The organism is Acinetobacter sp. SAAs474, from assembly GCF_032823475.1.
Taxonomy (GTDB): domain Bacteria; phylum Pseudomonadota; class Gammaproteobacteria; order Pseudomonadales; family Moraxellaceae; genus Acinetobacter.
The window spans coordinates 1,289,198-1,307,470 of the sequence record NZ_CP127915.1; the positions used below are offsets into that span (position 1 = coordinate 1,289,198).

Consider the following 18,273-nt stretch of genomic DNA (forward strand, 5'->3'; position numbering starts at 1 on the left):
TTAGACTGAAGCCGAAATTGGTTGTTTAAATTTATGTTGGCAACTTTTACATTTGTAATCTAGAAAAATACGTTGATCAATCAATACGCCAGCTTTTTTACCATAAAATCTTCCTAAAAATCCCCCGGTAATACCCACGCCCATTGCACCCACTACTGTTCCGACTGTTCCACCGACAATAATACCTAATGGTCCTGCAACCGCAATTCCAATTGCTGCACCAATGGATGCACCAGATGCAGCACCACCAACAGTACCTACCGTTGCACCAGCGGAGGAGAGTAATACACCGCCTATTTTTTGTAGATTCTGATGATTACGTTGTTCAATATCGCTGGAGCCGCATTGAGGGCAGTGAATTGGGTTGGACATATTAAATTCCATAATGTGAATGACCAAATAATAATTCAGGTATGATCGACTGAACTTACATGAGATATAGACTGTATAGCGTTATATTCATGAAAGCAAAAAAATAAGCGTCTTGAAATACATCAGACGCTTATTATTTATCCATATCTAAAGTTGTTAAGCTTCACGAACAAACTCAACAGTACCATTTACCAGAGATTTAACGCGTGCTAAAGACTCTACACGATAGCCTTTATCTAACAACAGTTGACGACCTGGCTGGAAAGATTTTTCAATCACAATGCCAATACCAACAACTTCAGCATTGGCTTGGTGAATCAGGTCTGCCAAGCCTAAAGCAGCCTGACCATTTGCGAGAAAATCATCAATCACTAAAACTTTATCTGTAGCATTGATGTGTTTGTTGGAAATTGCAATCGTACTTTCAATTTGTTTCGTAAAAGAAAATACTTTGGCACGATATAAATCATCTTTTAAGGTTAAAGATTGATATTTACGTGCGAAAATCACAGGAACACCAAGCTCTAGGCCTGCCATAACAGCAGGTGCAATACCAGAAGCTTCAATCGTAATGATTTTAGTAATGCCAGCATCTTTAAAAAGACGAGCAAATTCTTGACCAATTAACTGCATCATCGCAGGATCAATTTGGTGATTTAAGAAAGAATCGACTTTCAGAACCTCTTCAGATAGGACGATACCTTCAGCTAAGATTTTCTGTTCTAGTGCATGCACGGGAGAATCCTCAAGAGCGGGTGCTTGGAAAAGCAAAGGCATATTTTAAAAATCATATAAAAAAATGCAAGTGGAATTGACTAAATTCATTAATTTTTATGTGACGGGTTATATTTTTATTATACAGCATCGTTCAGTTTTTAAAAAAATAGCCAATAATCATTAACCATAATCAGATTAAAAGGACCATTTGATAGGTGAAGTCCACTTATTCAACACAGTACGATGATATGATTTTGATCGTGTTTAGCTGGAGGAATACTTATTCTTTAAGCCAAGCTGTAACGTGAAGTTAGCGATCAATTAGTCTCTAATAAAGTGATGCTGTATCTTCATTTGCCACTAAGAGTAATAATGATATGAACTTGAGCTGGTTATTGCTCTAGCTAGGATGCGATGTGGTCGTAGGAGCCTCAGTGGTATTTGTTTTGGATGCTTGATTATGCCAGTCGTGAGTATCGTACGGAATTGGATCTTTGGCAAAATTACCAAATAATCGCGTTAAATTAACATTCCCAATGACCACAAGCTGTGCCTCACGTAAAACAGCATGATTGACGTGAACTTTGCCTAGTGTATCAATAATCGATGCACTCTTACCTAACCAGCGATTAAGATCTAAATACAATAAGTCATCTTTGACTTTAAGGACATTTAATTTTTCTAAAATCATGCCTAAAGGATCTTTCATTAATATTTTTTGATAAAAAAATACGGCAATCCGTACTGCCCATTGATGAAAAATTGTAGGATAAGTTGCATTTACAATACGGGTATCACTGATTTGTTCAAATACAATCAATTGTGTTTTATTGTTGAGTTCCATCTGAAGCAGTTTCAGATCTACAGATAGTGTGATGTGTAGACCTTGGTAGTTAAGTGTTGCGTATAAACGTAACCAGTCATCATGTAGATCTGCATGTAAATCTTCAAGCATTTTAACATTATCTGTGACAAAGCGCTGAAATGTTGCATTTAAAAATACTTCAGAGAAAGAAAACTCTCGTTCATCTTCAATAAACCCTTCGGCTTTTCTATAGACCTGTTGAATATATTTAGAAATATTAGAGATCAACGCTTGCATGTAGAGCATTCCAAATAGTAGTTAAACTTTATATTGAATAAAAATAATTCAAATGATATAAAAAAGATAATGAAGATACTCAGTTTAGCAAAATAAATCGTATTGTTTTTAGAGTTTACAGACTCATCTGTGATTTATCTATGTGAAACGTGTATGAAATGTGCAGATCGTCTTTGCTGTATGTATTGTGATATCAGAAAAATATTTTATAATCTTGTAAGCCCATCGCCATGATGGACAATATAAACTGAAATTAAACTCTTTTTATCATGGCAATAGAAATATAATTAATAGGGAAGAGTATTGCTTTAATATGGGTTGTTAAACTTCGATAAATTTAAAACTTCAGTTGATTTTTGTGGTGATTGCTATAACAACAATCATGATCACACCTATTTGTACGGCATATTTGTGCTGTTAGACTTTTTATTTTAGGGGACATTAACAGTGATGTTAATGGATAATAATGTTAAAAAAAAATGCTTTTAATCCTCCATATTTTCATCAATGTTGGTGGAATGACTGGGTTTTTTTATGTGCACTATTGGCTGCTATAGTATTGCATGGCACATTAGTATTTATTGATTTTGCTGAAGTGCCGGCAGAGAAAAATACGCTAAAAGAAATGGCATTGGCGATGAATATCTCATCTGAGACACCACGAGATGCTGATTTTTTAGCACAAGCCAATCAATTGGGTTCTGGTAAGTTTCGTGAAAAACATCGGATATCCACCCCCATCATACAGACTTTGGCAATGGAGCAGCATTCAGATCATCATCTACAACAACAGCAAAATTCTCGATTATTTTTTAACAGAAATGATACCCAAGCACGAATATTATTGACCATTGTAAATTCACGATCAGTATTCAAACAGCAACAAAAACTATTACATGCATTACAACAACAATTTCAGGCCAAAGCAGCAATGATTGCTACCATTGAAGCTCAATATTTACAACATCAGCATCATTTTAGTCGGCAGCAAAAAATTAAAACGCTGGATAGTATTCAGGCAAAGCAGGATGTTTCAGCACATTATCTTGAACAATTTCGAGAAAAAGTTGAATTTTATGGCAATCATGACTATTCAACTCAAGCAACATTACAGCATCTTGCAGGAGAAGTTCGTTTATTGGTGGTTTTAAATCATTATGGTGAGATTCGTACGATACGCTTAATTGAAAGTTCTGGTTCTAGCATTTTAGATGAAGCGGCAAAAAATTCGGTGAGAAAAGCGGCACCTTTTGGTTTGTTTGACAAAAAAATGAAGAACATCAATGAATTGAGGATTATTCGTACTTGGCGCTTTAATCCAGTAGAAACAGAAATTAATATCGACCCATGAAGATAGGGTGAGCGTGAATATCAAATAATCGCCAAATCGAGTGTAAAGTCCAGTCCTTTGGGCAGGAGACAAAATATTAGACTTAAATAAAATAAGTGCCGTAACATCTTGTTGGCAAATCTGTAGATGTTACGACGACATGAATCTTATTAATCTTGTATGAGGTAAGGGTTATCAATCGCCAGTTTTTTTAAAATCTCAATTTCTAATGCTTCCATTTCTTCAGCATCTTGTTCGGATGTTTCATGGTCATAGCCCATTAAATGTAATGTGCCATGAACCAGCATATGGGTAAAATGAATCAGTGGCTGTTTATGTTGTTGATCTGCCTCTTGTAACACAACTGGAATACAAATAACCAAATCACCAATTGGAAATGAATCGAGAATTTGTGCCATTTCGTCTGCAATATCGCTAGGAAAAGACAGTACATTGGTGGGTTTGTCTTTCTGTCGGTATGTCAAATTAAGTTGATGGCTTGCATCATGATCGACACAAGCAATTCCAATTTCACAATCACTTTGTGTGCCGATATGACGTAAAGCTGTTTCTATAACTTTTTTAATATAAGCACGTTTTAACACCAGTTCAGGCGTTTGAAAACTTTGTTGTAAAGAAAGATTAAGTTTCAAAATGAATCCTTAAAATATGAATTAAATCAGGCATCATGCTGTGCATCAGCAGCAGCATCATTTTCAGAGATTAATGTATCTTGACGAGCTTTACGTTCTGCTCGTGCTTGAGCACTTAAACGCTGTTGTTCACTATCCCAGCCCTCATAAGCTTCAACAATTTTTTGCACCAATTGATGACGTACGACATCTCTAGAATGAAAACGCGTGATATGAATTTCTTTAACAGGTTCAAGTACACGTAACGCATGTGATAAACCGGATTGTTGACCACGTGGTAAATCAACTTGTGTTACATCACCTGTGATCACCGCACGAGAACCAAAACCTAAACGGGTCAAAAACATTTTCATTTGTTCTGGGGTGGTATTCTGTGCTTCATCCAAAATGACAAAAGAATGGTTGAGCGTCCGTCCACGCATATAGGCAAGTGGTGCAACTTCAATGACTTGGCGCTCAATCAGTTTGGCAACTTTTTCAAAGCCAAGCATTTCATATAAGGCATCGTAGAGTGGACGTAAATAGGGATCAATTTTTTGAGTCAGATCGCCAGGTAAAAAGCCGAGTTTTTCTCCTGCTTCGACTGCAGGTCGAACGAGTAAAATTCTTTGAATTTCATTGCGCTCAAGCATATCTACTGCTGCGGCAACAGCAAGATAAGTTTTTCCTGTGCCCGCAGGGCCAATACCAAAAGAAATATCACTTTGTAGAATTCGCTGTACATAGCGTTTTTGATTTGCGCCACGTGGATTAATACGGCCTTTACGGGTTTGCAGCCATACTTCATCTAAGCCAGTATGTTCTTGATCTGAGCAATCTTCTTGAAAATCTCGATCTGTTTGACTGCCTTGAATGATAAGATGAAGTGTATCTGCCGTAATTTGTGGATTAAGTTCACTTTCTTCATGGAGCCGATGTAACAGCTGTTCGGCCCTTGTGACGATATCGATTTCTCCATCGATGAAGAAAGCTTCTCCACGATGGAATATTTTGACATTTAAACGTTGTTCGATTTGTTTGAGGTGACCGTTATATGCACCTAACATGCTTTTTAAACGGTCAACTGAAATACCAGGAAAAGTTACTGTACGTCGAATCGCTGCAGTCAAGAGAATACCTTTTTGAAGTAGACGAATGTATTGCTCTACATTACGCTACGTCAGGTTCAAGATTCAAGAGCTCACCATAAACTAAATTCAATGTTTTAATCTCAGTAATCTCAATTTCTGCGAAACGACCGACCCAGCTTGGATCACCAATAAATGTTACTAAACGTGTATTATCTGCTGTTCCAACTAAAATATTCGAATCGTGTTTGGAAATATTCTCGATTAATACACGCTGAATGGTGCCGAGCATAGCATCTGTTTTATCAATACTCGATTTTTTAATCCAATGTTGAACTTTAGCTAAACGCTCTTTTTTCACTTCTTCTGCTGTATGATCAACCAATTCAGATGCTGGTGTACCTGGACGTTTTGAATAAATAAAACTATAGGAGTGATCGAAATCCATATCTTGAATAAATTGATAGGTTTCAGCAAAATTTTCATCTGTTTCGCCAGGAAAACCGATAATAAAATCAGAAGATAAGTGCATATCTGGACGAACGGCACGTAACTTTTTAATTTTTTCAATATAAACATCAATAGTATGATTGCGTTTCATTGCTTGTAGTACATCGTTTGAACCACTTTGTACCGGCAAATGAAGATGTGACACCATTTGTGGTAAATCACGATAACATTCAATTAAATCATCGTTAAATTCCAGTGGATGAGACGTGGTATAGCGAATACGACCAATGCCTGGAATTTCTGCCACTAAACGTAGTAAATCAGCAAAAGTACAAATCTCTCCCTCAAAGGTCTCACCACGATAACCATTGACATTTTGGCCTAATAGTGAAATTTCGCGTACACCTTTTTCAGCTAGGGTTGCAATTTCAGCCAGAACATCATCTAAAGGACGTGATACTTCTTCGCCACGTGTATAGGGTACAACACAGAAAGAACAGTATTTTGAACAGCCTTCCATAATTGAAACAAAGGCTTTATAGCCCTCGACACGAGGTTCTGGTAAAAAGTCGAATTTTTCAATATCTGGAAAAGAAATATCCACCAATTTGATTTTTTCTTTTTTAGGTTTCTGGCTTTGTTCAAAATGTTGATCTAACATTTGTGGTAAACGATGCAGTGTTTGTGGACCAAAAATCATATCAACATAATTGGCGCGCTTTTGGATATTATCACCCTCTTGAGAAGCGACACATCCACCGACACCGATGATTAGGTCAGGATTCTTTTCTTTCAGTTTACGCCAGCGACCTAATTCAGAAAATACTTTCTCTTGAGCCTTTTCACGAATTGAACAGGTATTCATAAGTAAAATATCGGCATCTTTAGGGTCTGTGGTTAGGATATAACCATGAGAATCACCTAACAGATCTGCCATACGATGACTGTCATACTCATTCATCTGACACCCTTGCGTTTCGATATAGAGTTTTTTAACTAAACCATCGTTAGCAGGGGTGTGCTGTGGCTGGTGAACAGTGTTTTCTGAGGCAGCTTGGGCACTATTGGGAATGAAGGTTTGAACCGTCATGTAGGCTCCTAAAGGGGTAAACAAACAGTCAGTTTAATCATGCTTCATTATCTCAAAGTCTATTGTTAACTTGAGCATAATGATTGTATTGCGGCATGATTCAGTCTGCAGAGAGAATAAAGGATACTATTTTAGCAGGAAAATGCTTAAAACTTATAGTTTAAAATACTAACTTCTGGGGATCAATTTATATGCTCAAAATCTTTGAGAATTAATATCGTTTAATCAGAAGGTTACATAATACAACAAAACCTTTGATCGAGAATTATTACACTAGTCAAAATTGATTAAGCTAGACAGATATTGGTTTGGATAATGATGGTAACTAAATATAGGCTGCATATGCTCGCAAAAGAAAAAAAAATAGATATCAAGCTAGCATTAGGCACAATTTCAATGTTGGTTTTTCCTACTTTATATGCAGCTGAAGAGCAATTTAATGATGCTTTAAGCGCATCAAATACAGGGAAGACAGAATTAGTTCAACAATATCAATCTAGTATGCAAAATGATGTGTTGGGGTATTATCCTGAATATTGGCTGTTAAATAGTAATTTAGCGTTGCAGCCTGCGAGTGCAATTATTGATTTTGCAGAACGCTATCCTCAATCGGCAATGGCGGAAAAATTGAGTGCAGATTATGTGGAAGAAAAAGTAAAACAGGCTGATTTTGCTAGTGCTCAGCCTGTTTTAGCCTATATTTCTAACCCGGATCAGGCGGAAACATGTGCGATTGCACAGGTCAGAGCAAGTAGTGGTGATCCATTGGTATTTGCACAATATAAAGATATTTGGTTGACAACCAGTAGTCAGCCTGACTCTTGTATAGGATTGGCGCGTATGATGTTGGCTAATCCACTCATGACCAAAGAAGATCGTGAACAACGCTTATGGGTATTGTTACGGTCTGGCCAAAGTGGTCAGGCTGTTGCAACTGCGCAAAGTCTAGGACTGAATTTATCTTTGGCACAGCTTAATCGTATCCAATCCAATCCACTCAATTACTTGTGGTCTGCTCCGAAAGAGAATGATACCGATTATGCTTATTTAATTTATGCGATAGGGCGTTTAGCAGAAAGTGACTTAAGTGCTGCATTGTCTACACTGCCACGAACGACCACGGATACACCTGATAAAATTCAAAAAGCATTATATAGAACAGTCGCTTATATTGGTGGTACGACTGTGATGAAAAATAATTTTAACCGTGAAGTTTTAACCAGTTTTGATCGTAGCTATGGTATGCCACTCAGTTATGAAGAAGCTGAAATTTATGCACGGCAAGCAATCCGCTTTAATGCTTGGGACAGCTTAGTGTTTGCCATTGATGCAATGCCGCCAGATAAAAGACAGGAAGCACGTTGGCAATATTGGCTTGCGCGTGCTTATGAACAAAGAACGGACTCCACATCAAAGAATGCTGCACGTGAAATGTATAAACAATTATCACAAGGTGATGATTATTATAATTTATTAGCAAAAGATCATTTAGGACATTCTTATCATGAGTTGCCTAAAAATTATCAACCAACCAGTCTTGATATAAAGCGTCTAGATCAGGATATCCATTTTAAACGTGCATTTACATTAAAATCGATTAATGCACCGGCAAACTATATTAATCGTGAGTGGAACTGGGCAGTACGCCAAGCATATTTAAAACATGATGATGGCCTGATTTTAGCAGCGGCAAAGCGTGCTACAGAGATGGGGTGGTATGATCGTGCAATTTATGCTGCAGATCGTACGACACAACAACATAATTATCAGTATCGATATGCTACCCCATATCGCAATTATGTTGTATCTCATAGTAAAAATGCAGGTATAGATCCCGCTTGGGCTTATGGTTTAATGCGACAAGAAAGCCGTTTTAATATTGGTGCACGCTCAAATGTTGGTGCGGGTGGATTAATGCAAGTGATGCCAAATACAGCAAAGTTAATTGCTCGACAAATGGGAGAGGCTTATAATCCTGCCGCATTAACAGATATGAATACCAATATTCGCTATGGGACATATTATTTGTCTATGATTCAAAATCAATTGGATGGCAATTCAGTGCTGGCGACCGCCGGTTATAATGCTGGACCTAATCGAGCACGCCGTTGGCAATCTGAAAATCAAGTGATTGCTGCAGATCAATATACTGAATCTATCCCACTTGCAGAAACGCGTGACTATGTGAAGCATGTGATGACAAATGCGACACATTATGGTGTATTACTTGGTCAAGGTGGTCAATCCATTACCAAAAGAATGCAAACGATTCCGATGCGAAATACGCAATAAACTATTTAGAAATCATTAGGTTTTGCATGAAGAAAATGGATCATACAATACAGTTTAATCATCGTGTTCTTTATTTTGTCAGTTCGCTAGTACTGTATTTAGTTTTCTCCAATACTCATGCAAATACCGTTAATGGTTATGTGATGGGAATTCAAATGACACCTGCAGTATGTTTAATGGATTCTGCTAAAGCAAAGACACGGCAATGTTTAGAAGGTTATGCCTTAAATATTACAGGGCTTTATCCAGAGACTCGGCAGGTTGATTGTCAAACTAACTCCTCGGCAGCATTGTCACCGATTCAGGCTAAGGTGGTTGCACGAGTGATGCCAGATGAGCGAGCAAGAGTTGCATTATGGAGAGGAATAGGAGGCTGTGTTCCAATGAATGCAAGTCAATATTTTCGAAATGTGATCAATTTTGCTGATCGTTTAAATATTCCGGCAGTGATGACCACACAAGCATCTGTACGTATACAGCGTGATATCTTAACAGCAATGTTTATACGACTTAACCCAAGTTTGTTAGAAAAAAGTATTCATTTTCAATGTAATCGTTATCGAAATACGACTTACTTAACCAATATTAAAGTGTGTTATAACCCTGTAGGTCAATATAAAGCATGTGCACCTACCGTGATTACTGAATGTCCAAAAACATTTACAATTAAAGGCTCTTATTAAGATAACAATCATTGCAGTTAAAACCAGACACATTCTAAATTGGTTTTTGGTGAATATTTGTTTACTTTGGTCGAGTTTTGTAATGATAAAGAAAAGCTAGGCTAGGTGATATCTCTTTGTTTGGTGTGCTTAGATCATATAAAAAAATATTTTCAATAGCTTAGATCAGTGTTTTTTTGATTAAGATGGATTATTTTTTTGAATATTTAATTTTATCTGATCTTTTTGTAAATTTTATTTATATTTTCTATCAGACTTTTGTTGAAATCTATTCTCTTTTACATGCATCTGGCTAAGTATTGGAGTACAATCTTTGGCGTTTATGATTATTAGATTAGATAGTTGCTATTTAATCGCAATGAAGATCCTCATTTGGAGATAATTAGATGAAGCAAGCAGTTCGTGTTGCCGTTACTGGCGCTGCAGGTCAAATTGGTTACAGCCTATTATTCCGTATCGCAAGCGGCGAAATGTTAGGTAAAGATCAACCAGTGATTTTGCAATTGCTCGAAGTTCCTTTTGAGAAAGCTCAACAAGCGCTTAAAGGCGTAATGATGGAGCTTCAAGACTGTGCATTCCCTCTTTTAGAAGGCATGATTGGAACTGATGATCCAAATGTTGCATTCAAAGATGCTGACTACTGCTTACTTGTTGGTGCTCGTCCACGTGGCCCAGGTATGGAACGTGCTGACTTATTACAAGAAAATGCTAAAATCTTTACTGTTCAAGGTAAAGCAATTAATGATCATGCTAGCCGTGACGTTAAAGTACTTGTTGTCGGTAACCCAGCGAACACTAACGCTTACATCGCGATGAAATCTGCTCCAGATCTTAATCCTGGTCAATTCACTGCTATGTTACGTCTTGACCATAACCGTGCTGCAAGCCAAATTGCTGCAAAAACGGGTAAAGCAGTTAAAGATATTAAAAACCTTACAGTTTGGGGCAATCACTCTCCAACGATGTATGCTGATTACCGTTTTGCAACCATTAATGGTGAAAGCGTTAAAGACATGATCAATGATCAAGAATGGAATGCAAATGTATTCCTTCCAACAGTTGGTAAACGTGGCGCTGCAATTATTGAAGCACGTGGTTTATCTTCTGCGGCTTCTGCTGCAAATGCTGCAATTGATCATATGCGTGATTGGGCACTTGGTACCAATGGTGAATGGGTAACAATGGGTATTCCTTCTGATGGTTCTTATGGTATTCCAGAAGGGATCATCTATGGTGTTCCTGTAACATGTGAAAATGGCCAATATACTCGTGTCGAAGGTCTAGAAATTGACGAATTCAGTCGTGAACGTATGGATTTCACATTGAATGAATTAGAAGAAGAACGTGCAGCAATTGCTCACTTGTTCAACTAATTAATTTCAGCTTAGGCTGCGATAAAAAAACACCCTAAATAGGGTGTTTTTTTATATTCAGTTTGAGGTTAAAAATTATACATAATAAAAAGATACAGTTTGCAACAATAAAAATTATTTAAGGGCTAGGTTTTCGGGTAAATATCTTATAAGTTCAGTTAATAACAATGGATAGATAAGTTGATAAGGAGGGCATTATGCTCAATCAGAATAAACCATCCTTAGCTTTACTCTTTGCACAGCTTGGTTTGGCAAATAGCCCTGCTGCAATTGAATTATATATACGTACACATCAGCTACCTCGTCGTCAAAATTTGCATGATGCATCGTTTTGGAATAAGGCACAGCGTGATTTTTTAATCAGTCATTTGGTTCAAGATGATGAATGGTCAATTTGGATTGATGAATTAAATCAACAGTTGCATCTGGATGCATATAAATTACAGGTGATTTAAACTGCTGATTAAGTATGATAAAAAAGCGCCCTATGGCGCTTTTGTATCTGATCTAATGTATTTTTTTAAATAATATATGTTGAAACCAGTCATGATTGTGATAGCTTTTAAAAGCGGGATGTTGCTGGGTTTTTAATCGATCAAATTCTGTCGTATGGCTATATTTGCTTAGCCAATGACGTGTCATTGCTGGTTGCTGATTAGCCGCACTACTATATGCCAACAAAAATAAAATATCGCTATCTTGATAATGCGCCAGAGGTTTTAGAATTTGCTGCGTAATGAGGGCAAATTTGCTCTCTTTACTGATTTCGTAATAGAGCATATAGGCATTGGCTAAGCATATGGATAATTCTAGATATCGATTTAATGTTATATCTTCAAATTCAACTCGAGCTTGTTCCAACAGAACAATTGCCTCTTGTAAAAAATGTATTTGTTCCTGATGTAATTGACTGTAGTGGACGAGCTGTAGTCTTAAGTCTGCACGTTCTAAGGCAAGTTCAGCTGTATTTTCTTGTAAATACAGCTGATCAGTTTCGCCAATACGCTCAATAATAGCAGAGATGGGTTTGCGCATGGTTTATCCTCACCATAACAAGGTTGGAGCAGTTGAAGAGTCAATAAATCATATTTCATGTGACATTATTGTGTTTTAACAAGACGCAAGATTGCAGTTATGAGCGAATTGTTAATAGATTCTATATAAGGCTTATTTTTTGAATTTAAAGCTTAAAATAGAACATGATCATGGCGTAGCCAAGCGGTAATTGATAAGCGTTGTTGCTTTGCTATACGAACTTCATGCAATAAATCACTTTGAAACAACACAATACGATTGGGTAAGGGAGGCAGGATATGCCAATCCTTGTTTTTATCTTGTAAATGAAGTTCTCCGCCCCAGTCGGTTCGCCAATCTTGATGTAAATAATAAACAGCGGAGATAACTCGACCATTTTTACCTTGGGGATTATCCCGATGTAATGCATAAAATTCACCTGCATTATAACAAGCAAAATGCGCCTCAATATCTTGAATACCTAGGAAAAAAAATCTGTTTAGTTGCTCGGATAAATGATGTAGTGCTTGGATATGCTGTTGAGCGATAGGAAATTTTTCATCAATCCATAGGATATGGTCACTACGAATATTACTGATCACACCGTTTTGGACTGCGGCCTGACGAAACTCATCAAAATGTGCACTACATTCCTGAATGAGTTGATCGTGATATTCTGGCTGATATGCATGATCAATCACAGCAAAACCATGTTGGTCTAAATCATTGAGAATCTGAGCGATAGGCCAAGACTTTTGTGGCAAAACTGTATCCATATACAAAATCCCAAAGGATGTAAAAATGCATATTTATTTTAGGGTAATAATTGCGTCGAAACGAAATATTTTTTTCATGCTAAAATATGTATTGATACGAGGAATAAATGCAACATGAATTACCGTCACCATTTCCATGCTGGCAACTTTGCCGACGTGATGAAGCATGTATTATTGCTTCAATTATTAAGTCGACTGAATGCAAAAGATAAACCTTATCGCTATGTAGATACACATGGTGGTGCGGGTAAATATGATTTATCAACGTCTGAGGCACAAAAGTCAGGTGAGTTTTTAACTGGTATTCATCGTCTGGTTAAACTTGATGATTCTATTAAACGTAATGCGCCCGAAGGTGTTCAGCAATATTTAAAAATTGTTGAAAAAATGCGTCAAAATTTGGGTAAGGGTGCTTATCCTGGTTCACCTTGGTTTGCTTTAGAAGGAATGCGTGCTACAGATAAAGCCACTATTTTTGAAATGCAGCGCGATGTATTTCAACAATTACAACACAATATTTTTGATAAGCGAGCAGGCTTACATGAACGTGATGCTTATGAAGGGCTATTAGCGGTTATTCCACCTGTGGAAAAGCGTGGTTTAGTCATGATTGATCCACCTTATGAATTGGAGCGTAAAGATTTTCCTCAGTTGGTAGAATTAATTGCTAAAGCATATAAAAAATGGTCTACCGGTGTCTTTGCAATATGGTACCCAATTAAAGATCGCGCCATGATTGATCGTTTTGAAAAGAAAATGATTAAAACGGGTATTCGTCGCCAGTTAATTTGTGAGGTTTGTGTTTGGCCAGATGATACTCCTGTGGGTTTAAATGGTTGTGGTTTGTTGGTGATTAATCCACCTTGGAAGTTTTCTGAAGATGCAGATGAAGCATTACAATGGTTATTTCCACATTTACGTATGAGTGAAAATGGTGGACATGCGGCAGTACGCTGGTTAGTAGGTGAATAAGCTCCTCATGAATATGAACATCGGTCACAGATAGGATTAAATAATGACAAATATAAATAAACCTGAACGGGGAATATCGTCAACGGCAGAAGAAAAATCATTTGATGGCATTACTTTTGAAGTTGAAGAAGAGGAACATACCCATGAGGGGCAGAAGGTCAAACGTCGTGGTATCTATTTGTGGCCAAACCTGATTACAACCCTAGCATTGTTTTCAGGCTTTTATTCAATTATTGCCAGTATGAATGGTCACTATAATCAAGCGATTTATGCAATTTTTATTGCAGCATTGCTTGATGGTCTGGATGGGCGTGTTGCCCGTGCAATTGGTGCACAAAGCCCTTTTGGTGAGCAATTTGACTCTTTATCTGATTTACTTGCTTTTGGTGTGGCGCCAGCAATTTTGATGTATAGCTGGGGATTACATGATTTTGGCCGCATTGGTCTTGCATGCTGTTTTGTTTACACTGCTTGTGCTGCATTTCGTTTAGCACGTTTTAATGTACAGATTGGTGTAGTTGATAAACGTTACTTTATTGGTATCGCGAGTCCTTTGGCTGCAATTATCATTATTTCTAGTGTATTGGTGGCTTTGGACTTTCCAACGCTATTTGATGTTCAAGATAAAACGATACAAATAATCTGTTCGGTATTAATTGTTACAGTTGGTTTGTTGATGATTTCGAATATCAAGTATTATTCTTTTAAAACAGTTGACCGTAAACGTGTACCTTTTGCAGTACTGCCTTTAATTGTATTTATTTTAGCTGCGGTCACTTATAATATTCCAGTGGGAATTTTAGTTATTTCATTAATCTATGTTTTATCTGGTTTTGTGACAACATTTCTTGCGAGAAAGCAAGTGAATACATAAAAGTATAATAATGAGGAGCTTGATATGAGTTTATTGCAAGATTTTTTGGATCTGTCTAAACACTTAAATCAAGCTTCTTTAGATCCACATAAAGTTTTGCGCTATCATCCTCCGAATCAACGCTTTAAATCAGTCGTCATCGGGCTGAAACTTCCTGGTCTTCCTGCACCTTTGCATTATTTTCAGTTTGTTACTGTTTTGGGCTTACCAAACTCGGCTTTATTACACAATCAAAGTGCGATACAGACCACTGCTCTTGATACTGCGACAGTTTGTAGTAGTATCAGTCTACATATGGTGGGGCAACTAAATTGCTATTCTATTGCGCAAGAATGCCAATTTGAGTTCGATAAATTACAGTTTGGTCATCAACATGCTATTTCTGGAAATTTGCCACATTTAAAATTATCTCGCACAGACCCAGAATTAAGTTTTGATATTGATGTTCAGACATTCAGACAAATCATTTACTTTGCCAAACTAAGATTGGGATTGGCCGAGCACTGGTCATTACCTGCGCTATGCCAAGGCTCTGTTACATATAAAAATCAAAAATATCAAATCGAAGGATTGGCGAGTTTTGAATTTGCCAAAATGGTTAATTTCCCCTATATGCCGTTTGCTTTTTATATCTATCAGATCGTTAATTTTAATGCTGATCAGCAAATGATTTTAATGCAATATCGTGATGCTTTTAATCGTATTTTATATTCGCGTATTTATATCCGAAACTTACACAGTGGAGGCATTCAATTTTTTGATGATCGCGTACAATTAAGTATAGATCGTGTTTATCCTGTGGTTCAAACGCCGAACGGTGATAGCATGTATGTGCTACGTGAGTTCACGTGGTGCTATTGTGATGAAACTTATCAGATTCAATTACAGGGAAAATGTCGAGGTGATTTTAAATTTGGTTTCGGTACTGGTTTTATGGGAAGTTTTTGTTATCAGCTCGTGATTAACGCTCAATATTATGAGGGAGAGGGCGGGTATTGTGAATATATTGATTGTCGTGCTTTAAAGTGGCAAGAGCAAAATCAAACAGAAACATTGTTAACAGATTTAGAAAATTCCGTACCTTTAATGCTCAAAAAATAAAAAAAAGCACAATTTAGTTTAATAATTAATCATATAAATTATAAATTATAAAAAAGGGCTTGTGTTCGATGTGAAATACTGTAGAATGCACATCCATCGGCGGTGATGTTAAATAAAACTTCTGATAAATCAATAAGTTGCTTAAGTGTTAAGATTCTGATTAGGGTTTTGAGTTTAAGGTTAAACTTAGATTTGTTAGAAAATAAATTAACAAAACCAGTTGACTTTTCTACCGAAGAGCGTAATATAGCCGACCTAGCTTGCTGGTGACGAACCAACAAGAAGATCATTAAGAAATTATGAAGAACAACTTGTGTGGATTTTTACTGATTGATTGATCGAAATATTATCATTGATTGATTGGTTTAAATTACTCGAAGTTTATTTGAGAGAATTTGTCAGAAAATTGATGAGCCAGATTTAGTAGCTTAGATTAAAGCTACAAAATGATTTTAACTGAAGAGTTTGATCATGGCTCAGATTGAACGCTGGCGGCAGGCTTAACACATGCAAGTCGAGCGGGGAAAGGTAGCTTGCTACTGGACCTAGCGGCGGACGGGTGAGTAATACTTAGGAATCTGCCTATTAGTGGGGGACAACATTCCGAAAGGGATGCTAATACCGCATACGTCCTACGGGAGAAAGCAGGGGATCACTTGTGACCTTGCGCTAATAGATGAGCCTAAGTCAGATTAGCTAGTTGGTGGGGTAAAAGCCTACCAAGGCGACGATCTGTAGCGGGTCTGAGAGGATGATCCGCCACACTGGGACTGAGACACGGCCCAGACTCCTACGGGAGGCAGCAGTGGGGAATATTGGACAATGGGGGGAACCCTGATCCAGCCATGCCGCGTGTGTGAAGAAGGCCTTTTGGTTGTAAAGCACTTTAAGCGAGGAGGAGGGTACCTTGGTTAATACCCAAGAGTACTGGACGTTACTCGCAGAATAAGCACCGGCTAACTCTGTGCCAGCAGCCGCGGTAATACAGAGGGTGCGAGCGTTAATCGGATTTACTGGGCGTAAAGCGTGCGTAGGCGGCTTTTTAAGTCGGATGTGAAATCCCCGAGCTTAACTTGGGAATTGCATTCGATACTGGGAAGCTAGAGTATGGGAGAGGATGGTAGAATTCCAGGTGTAGCGGTGAAATGCGTAGAGATCTGGAGGAATACCGATGGCGAAGGCAGCCATCTGGCCTAATACTGACGCTGAGGTACGAAAGCATGGGGAGCAAACAGGATTAGATACCCTGGTAGTCCATGCCGTAAACGATGTCTACTAGCCGTTGGGGCCTTTGAGGCTTTAGTGGCGCAGCTAACGCGATAAGTAGACCGCCTGGGGAGTACGGTCGCAAGACTAAAACTCAAATGAATTGACGGGGGCCCGCACAAGCGGTGGAGCATGTGGTTTAATTCGATGCAACGCGAAGAACCTTACCTGGTCTTGACATAGTAAGAACTTTCCAGAGATGGATTGGTGCCTTCGGGAACTTACATACAGGTGCTGCATGGCTGTCGTCAGCTCGTGTCGTGAGATGTTGGGTTAAGTCCCGCAACGAGCGCAACCCTTTTCCTTATTTGCCAGCACTTCGGGTGGGAACTTTAAGGATACTGCCAGTGACAAACTGGAGGAAGGCGGGGACGACGTCAAGTCATCATGGCCCTTACGACCAGGGCTACACACGTGCTACAATGGTCGGTACAAAGGGTTGCTACCTCGCGAGAGGATGCTAATCTCAAAAAGCCGATCGTAGTCCGGATTGGAGTCTGCAACTCGACTCCATGAAGTCGGAATCGCTAGTAATCGCGGATCAGAATGCCGCGGTGAATACGTTCCCGGGCCTTGTACACACCGCCCGTCACACCATGGGAGTTTGTTGCACCAGAAGTAGGTAGTCTAACCGCAAGGAGGACGCTTACCACGGTGTGGCCGATGACTGGGGTGAAGTCGTAACAAGGTAGCCGTAGGGGAACCTGCGGCTGGATCACCTCCTTAACGAAAGATTGACGATTGGTAAGAATCCACAACAAGTTGTTCTTCATGCAATATATCTGAGGGTCTGTAGCTCAGTTGGTTAGAGCACACGCTTGATAAGCGTGGGGTCACAAGTTCAAGTCTTGTCAGACCCACCATGAACAAGACTTAAAGTACTACTTTAAGGCGAAGTGCAAGACAAACGAACGAAAGTGAGTGCGTAGTGTATGGGTTCAAGGATTCTGAGTGAAAAGAAACAAGATATATTGAGATCTTAAGCTGGGGACTTAGCTTAGTTGGTAGAGCGCCTGCTTTGCACGCAGGAGGTCAGGAGTTCGACTCTCCTAGTCTCCACCAGAGTTTGGAAATAGCGAAATATATTTCGCCCAAACGCAAGACAAGCAGCTATGCTGCGCGTAGCGTTACTCTGAGTGTT

At 38.4% G+C, this 18,273-nt stretch carries 16 protein-coding genes, 2 tRNA genes and 1 rRNA gene; 11 read left to right on the forward strand and 8 right to left on the reverse strand.

Annotation, left to right across the window (positions count from 1 at the left end; all coding sequences use genetic code 11):
* The 3 genes from QSG86_RS07055 to QSG86_RS07065 all read right to left on the reverse strand — a co-directional run bounded on the left by QSG86_RS07055 (nt 1) and on the right by QSG86_RS07065 (nt 2,191).
* The gene (locus QSG86_RS07055) at nt 1-372 is read right to left on the reverse strand and encodes a hypothetical protein (protein ID WP_317030843.1); all 372 of its coding nucleotides are present in this window, start codon (nt 370-372) and stop codon (nt 1-3) included.
* A gap of 156 nt (nt 373-528) precedes the next feature.
* Entirely contained in the window at nt 529-1,107 is a 579-nt protein-coding gene (locus tag QSG86_RS07060; RefSeq protein ID WP_317032696.1) for a xanthine phosphoribosyltransferase, read from the reverse strand.
* A gap of 382 nt (nt 1,108-1,489) precedes the next feature.
* Nucleotides 1,490-2,191, reverse strand: coding sequence for a hypothetical protein (locus QSG86_RS07065; RefSeq protein ID WP_317030844.1), 702 nt, complete (start codon nt 2,189-2,191; stop codon nt 1,490-1,492).
* 466 nt (nt 2,192-2,657) lie between these two features.
* On the opposite strand from QSG86_RS07065, the gene QSG86_RS07070 reads away from it, so the two are divergent.
* Nucleotides 2,658-3,542 carry a TonB family protein gene (locus tag QSG86_RS07070; RefSeq protein ID WP_317030845.1) on the forward strand — a complete coding sequence of 295 codons (885 nt, stop codon included), beginning with the start codon at nt 2,658-2,660 and terminating at the stop codon, nt 3,540-3,542.
* Nucleotides 3,543-3,691: 149 nt separating this feature from the next.
* On the opposite strand, the gene ybeY is transcribed toward QSG86_RS07070, so the two are convergent.
* The 3 genes from ybeY to miaB are packed head-to-tail and all read right to left on the reverse strand — an operon-like array spanning nt 3,692 to nt 6,781.
* Entirely contained in the window at nt 3,692-4,174 is a 483-nt protein-coding gene (gene ybeY / locus QSG86_RS07075; protein WP_317030846.1) for an rRNA maturation RNase YbeY, read from the reverse strand.
* Nucleotides 4,175-4,200: 26 nt separating this feature from the next.
* Nucleotides 4,201-5,283 (reverse strand): PhoH family protein, encoded by a 1,083-nt coding sequence (locus QSG86_RS07080; protein ID WP_317030847.1) that lies wholly within the window; start codon nt 5,281-5,283, stop codon nt 4,201-4,203.
* Between the two features lie 40 nt (nt 5,284-5,323).
* Entirely contained in the window at nt 5,324-6,781 is a 1,458-nt protein-coding gene (gene miaB, locus QSG86_RS07085) for a tRNA (N6-isopentenyl adenosine(37)-C2)-methylthiotransferase MiaB (RefSeq protein ID WP_317030848.1), read from the reverse strand.
* A gap of 396 nt (nt 6,782-7,177) precedes the next feature.
* Between miaB and QSG86_RS07090 the strand changes: the two genes are divergently transcribed.
* From QSG86_RS07090 to QSG86_RS07105, 4 genes are all read left to right on the forward strand, one after another.
* A complete protein-coding gene (locus QSG86_RS07090; protein ID WP_317032697.1) occupies nt 7,178-9,073 on the forward strand; it encodes a lytic transglycosylase domain-containing protein in 1,896 nt (631 codons plus the stop codon).
* Between the two features lie 26 nt (nt 9,074-9,099).
* The gene (locus QSG86_RS07095; RefSeq protein ID WP_317030849.1) at nt 9,100-9,756 is read left to right on the forward strand and encodes a ribonuclease I; all 657 of its coding nucleotides are present in this window, start codon (nt 9,100-9,102) and stop codon (nt 9,754-9,756) included.
* A gap of 386 nt (nt 9,757-10,142) precedes the next feature.
* On the forward strand, nt 10,143-11,129 hold the full coding sequence (locus QSG86_RS07100; RefSeq protein ID WP_317030850.1) for a malate dehydrogenase: 987 nt from the start codon (nt 10,143-10,145) through the stop codon (nt 11,127-11,129).
* A gap of 197 nt (nt 11,130-11,326) precedes the next feature.
* Complete coding sequence (locus QSG86_RS07105; RefSeq protein WP_317030851.1) at nt 11,327-11,584, forward strand: DUF2789 family protein; 258 nt, start codon at nt 11,327-11,329, stop codon at nt 11,582-11,584.
* A gap of 52 nt (nt 11,585-11,636) precedes the next feature.
* On the opposite strand, the gene QSG86_RS07110 is transcribed toward QSG86_RS07105, so the two are convergent.
* Both QSG86_RS07110 and QSG86_RS07115 read right to left on the reverse strand, forming a co-directional pair.
* Nucleotides 11,637-12,164 carry a hypothetical protein gene (locus QSG86_RS07110; RefSeq protein WP_317030852.1) on the reverse strand — a complete coding sequence of 176 codons (528 nt, stop codon included), beginning with the start codon at nt 12,162-12,164 and terminating at the stop codon, nt 11,637-11,639.
* Nucleotides 12,165-12,316: 152 nt separating this feature from the next.
* Nucleotides 12,317-12,919, reverse strand: a complete 603-nt coding sequence (locus QSG86_RS07115) for a 2OG-Fe(II) oxygenase (RefSeq protein ID WP_317030853.1) — start codon at nt 12,917-12,919, stop codon at nt 12,317-12,319.
* Nucleotides 12,920-13,033: 114 nt separating this feature from the next.
* On the opposite strand from QSG86_RS07115, the gene QSG86_RS07120 reads away from it, so the two are divergent.
* The 6 genes from QSG86_RS07120 to QSG86_RS07145 all read left to right on the forward strand — a co-directional run bounded on the left by QSG86_RS07120 (nt 13,034) and on the right by QSG86_RS07145 (nt 18,194).
* Nucleotides 13,034-13,891 carry a 23S rRNA (adenine(2030)-N(6))-methyltransferase RlmJ gene (locus tag QSG86_RS07120; RefSeq protein ID WP_317030854.1) on the forward strand — a complete coding sequence of 286 codons (858 nt, stop codon included), beginning with the start codon at nt 13,034-13,036 and terminating at the stop codon, nt 13,889-13,891.
* 43 nt (nt 13,892-13,934) lie between these two features.
* A complete protein-coding gene (gene pssA / locus QSG86_RS07125) occupies nt 13,935-14,765 on the forward strand; it encodes a CDP-diacylglycerol--serine O-phosphatidyltransferase (protein ID WP_317030855.1) in 831 nt (276 codons plus the stop codon).
* Nucleotides 14,766-14,789: 24 nt separating this feature from the next.
* On the forward strand, nt 14,790-15,866 hold the full coding sequence (locus QSG86_RS07130) for a DUF6670 family protein (protein ID WP_317030856.1): 1,077 nt from the start codon (nt 14,790-14,792) through the stop codon (nt 15,864-15,866).
* A 453-nt stretch (nt 15,867-16,319) separates the two neighbouring features.
* Nucleotides 16,320-17,858, forward strand: a 16S ribosomal RNA gene (locus QSG86_RS07135).
* A gap of 60 nt (nt 17,859-17,918) precedes the next feature.
* Nucleotides 17,919-17,995, forward strand: a tRNA-Ile gene (locus QSG86_RS07140).
* Between the two features lie 123 nt (nt 17,996-18,118).
* Nucleotides 18,119-18,194, forward strand: a tRNA-Ala gene (locus tag QSG86_RS07145).
* Nucleotides 18,195-18,273: the final 79 nt, after the last annotated feature.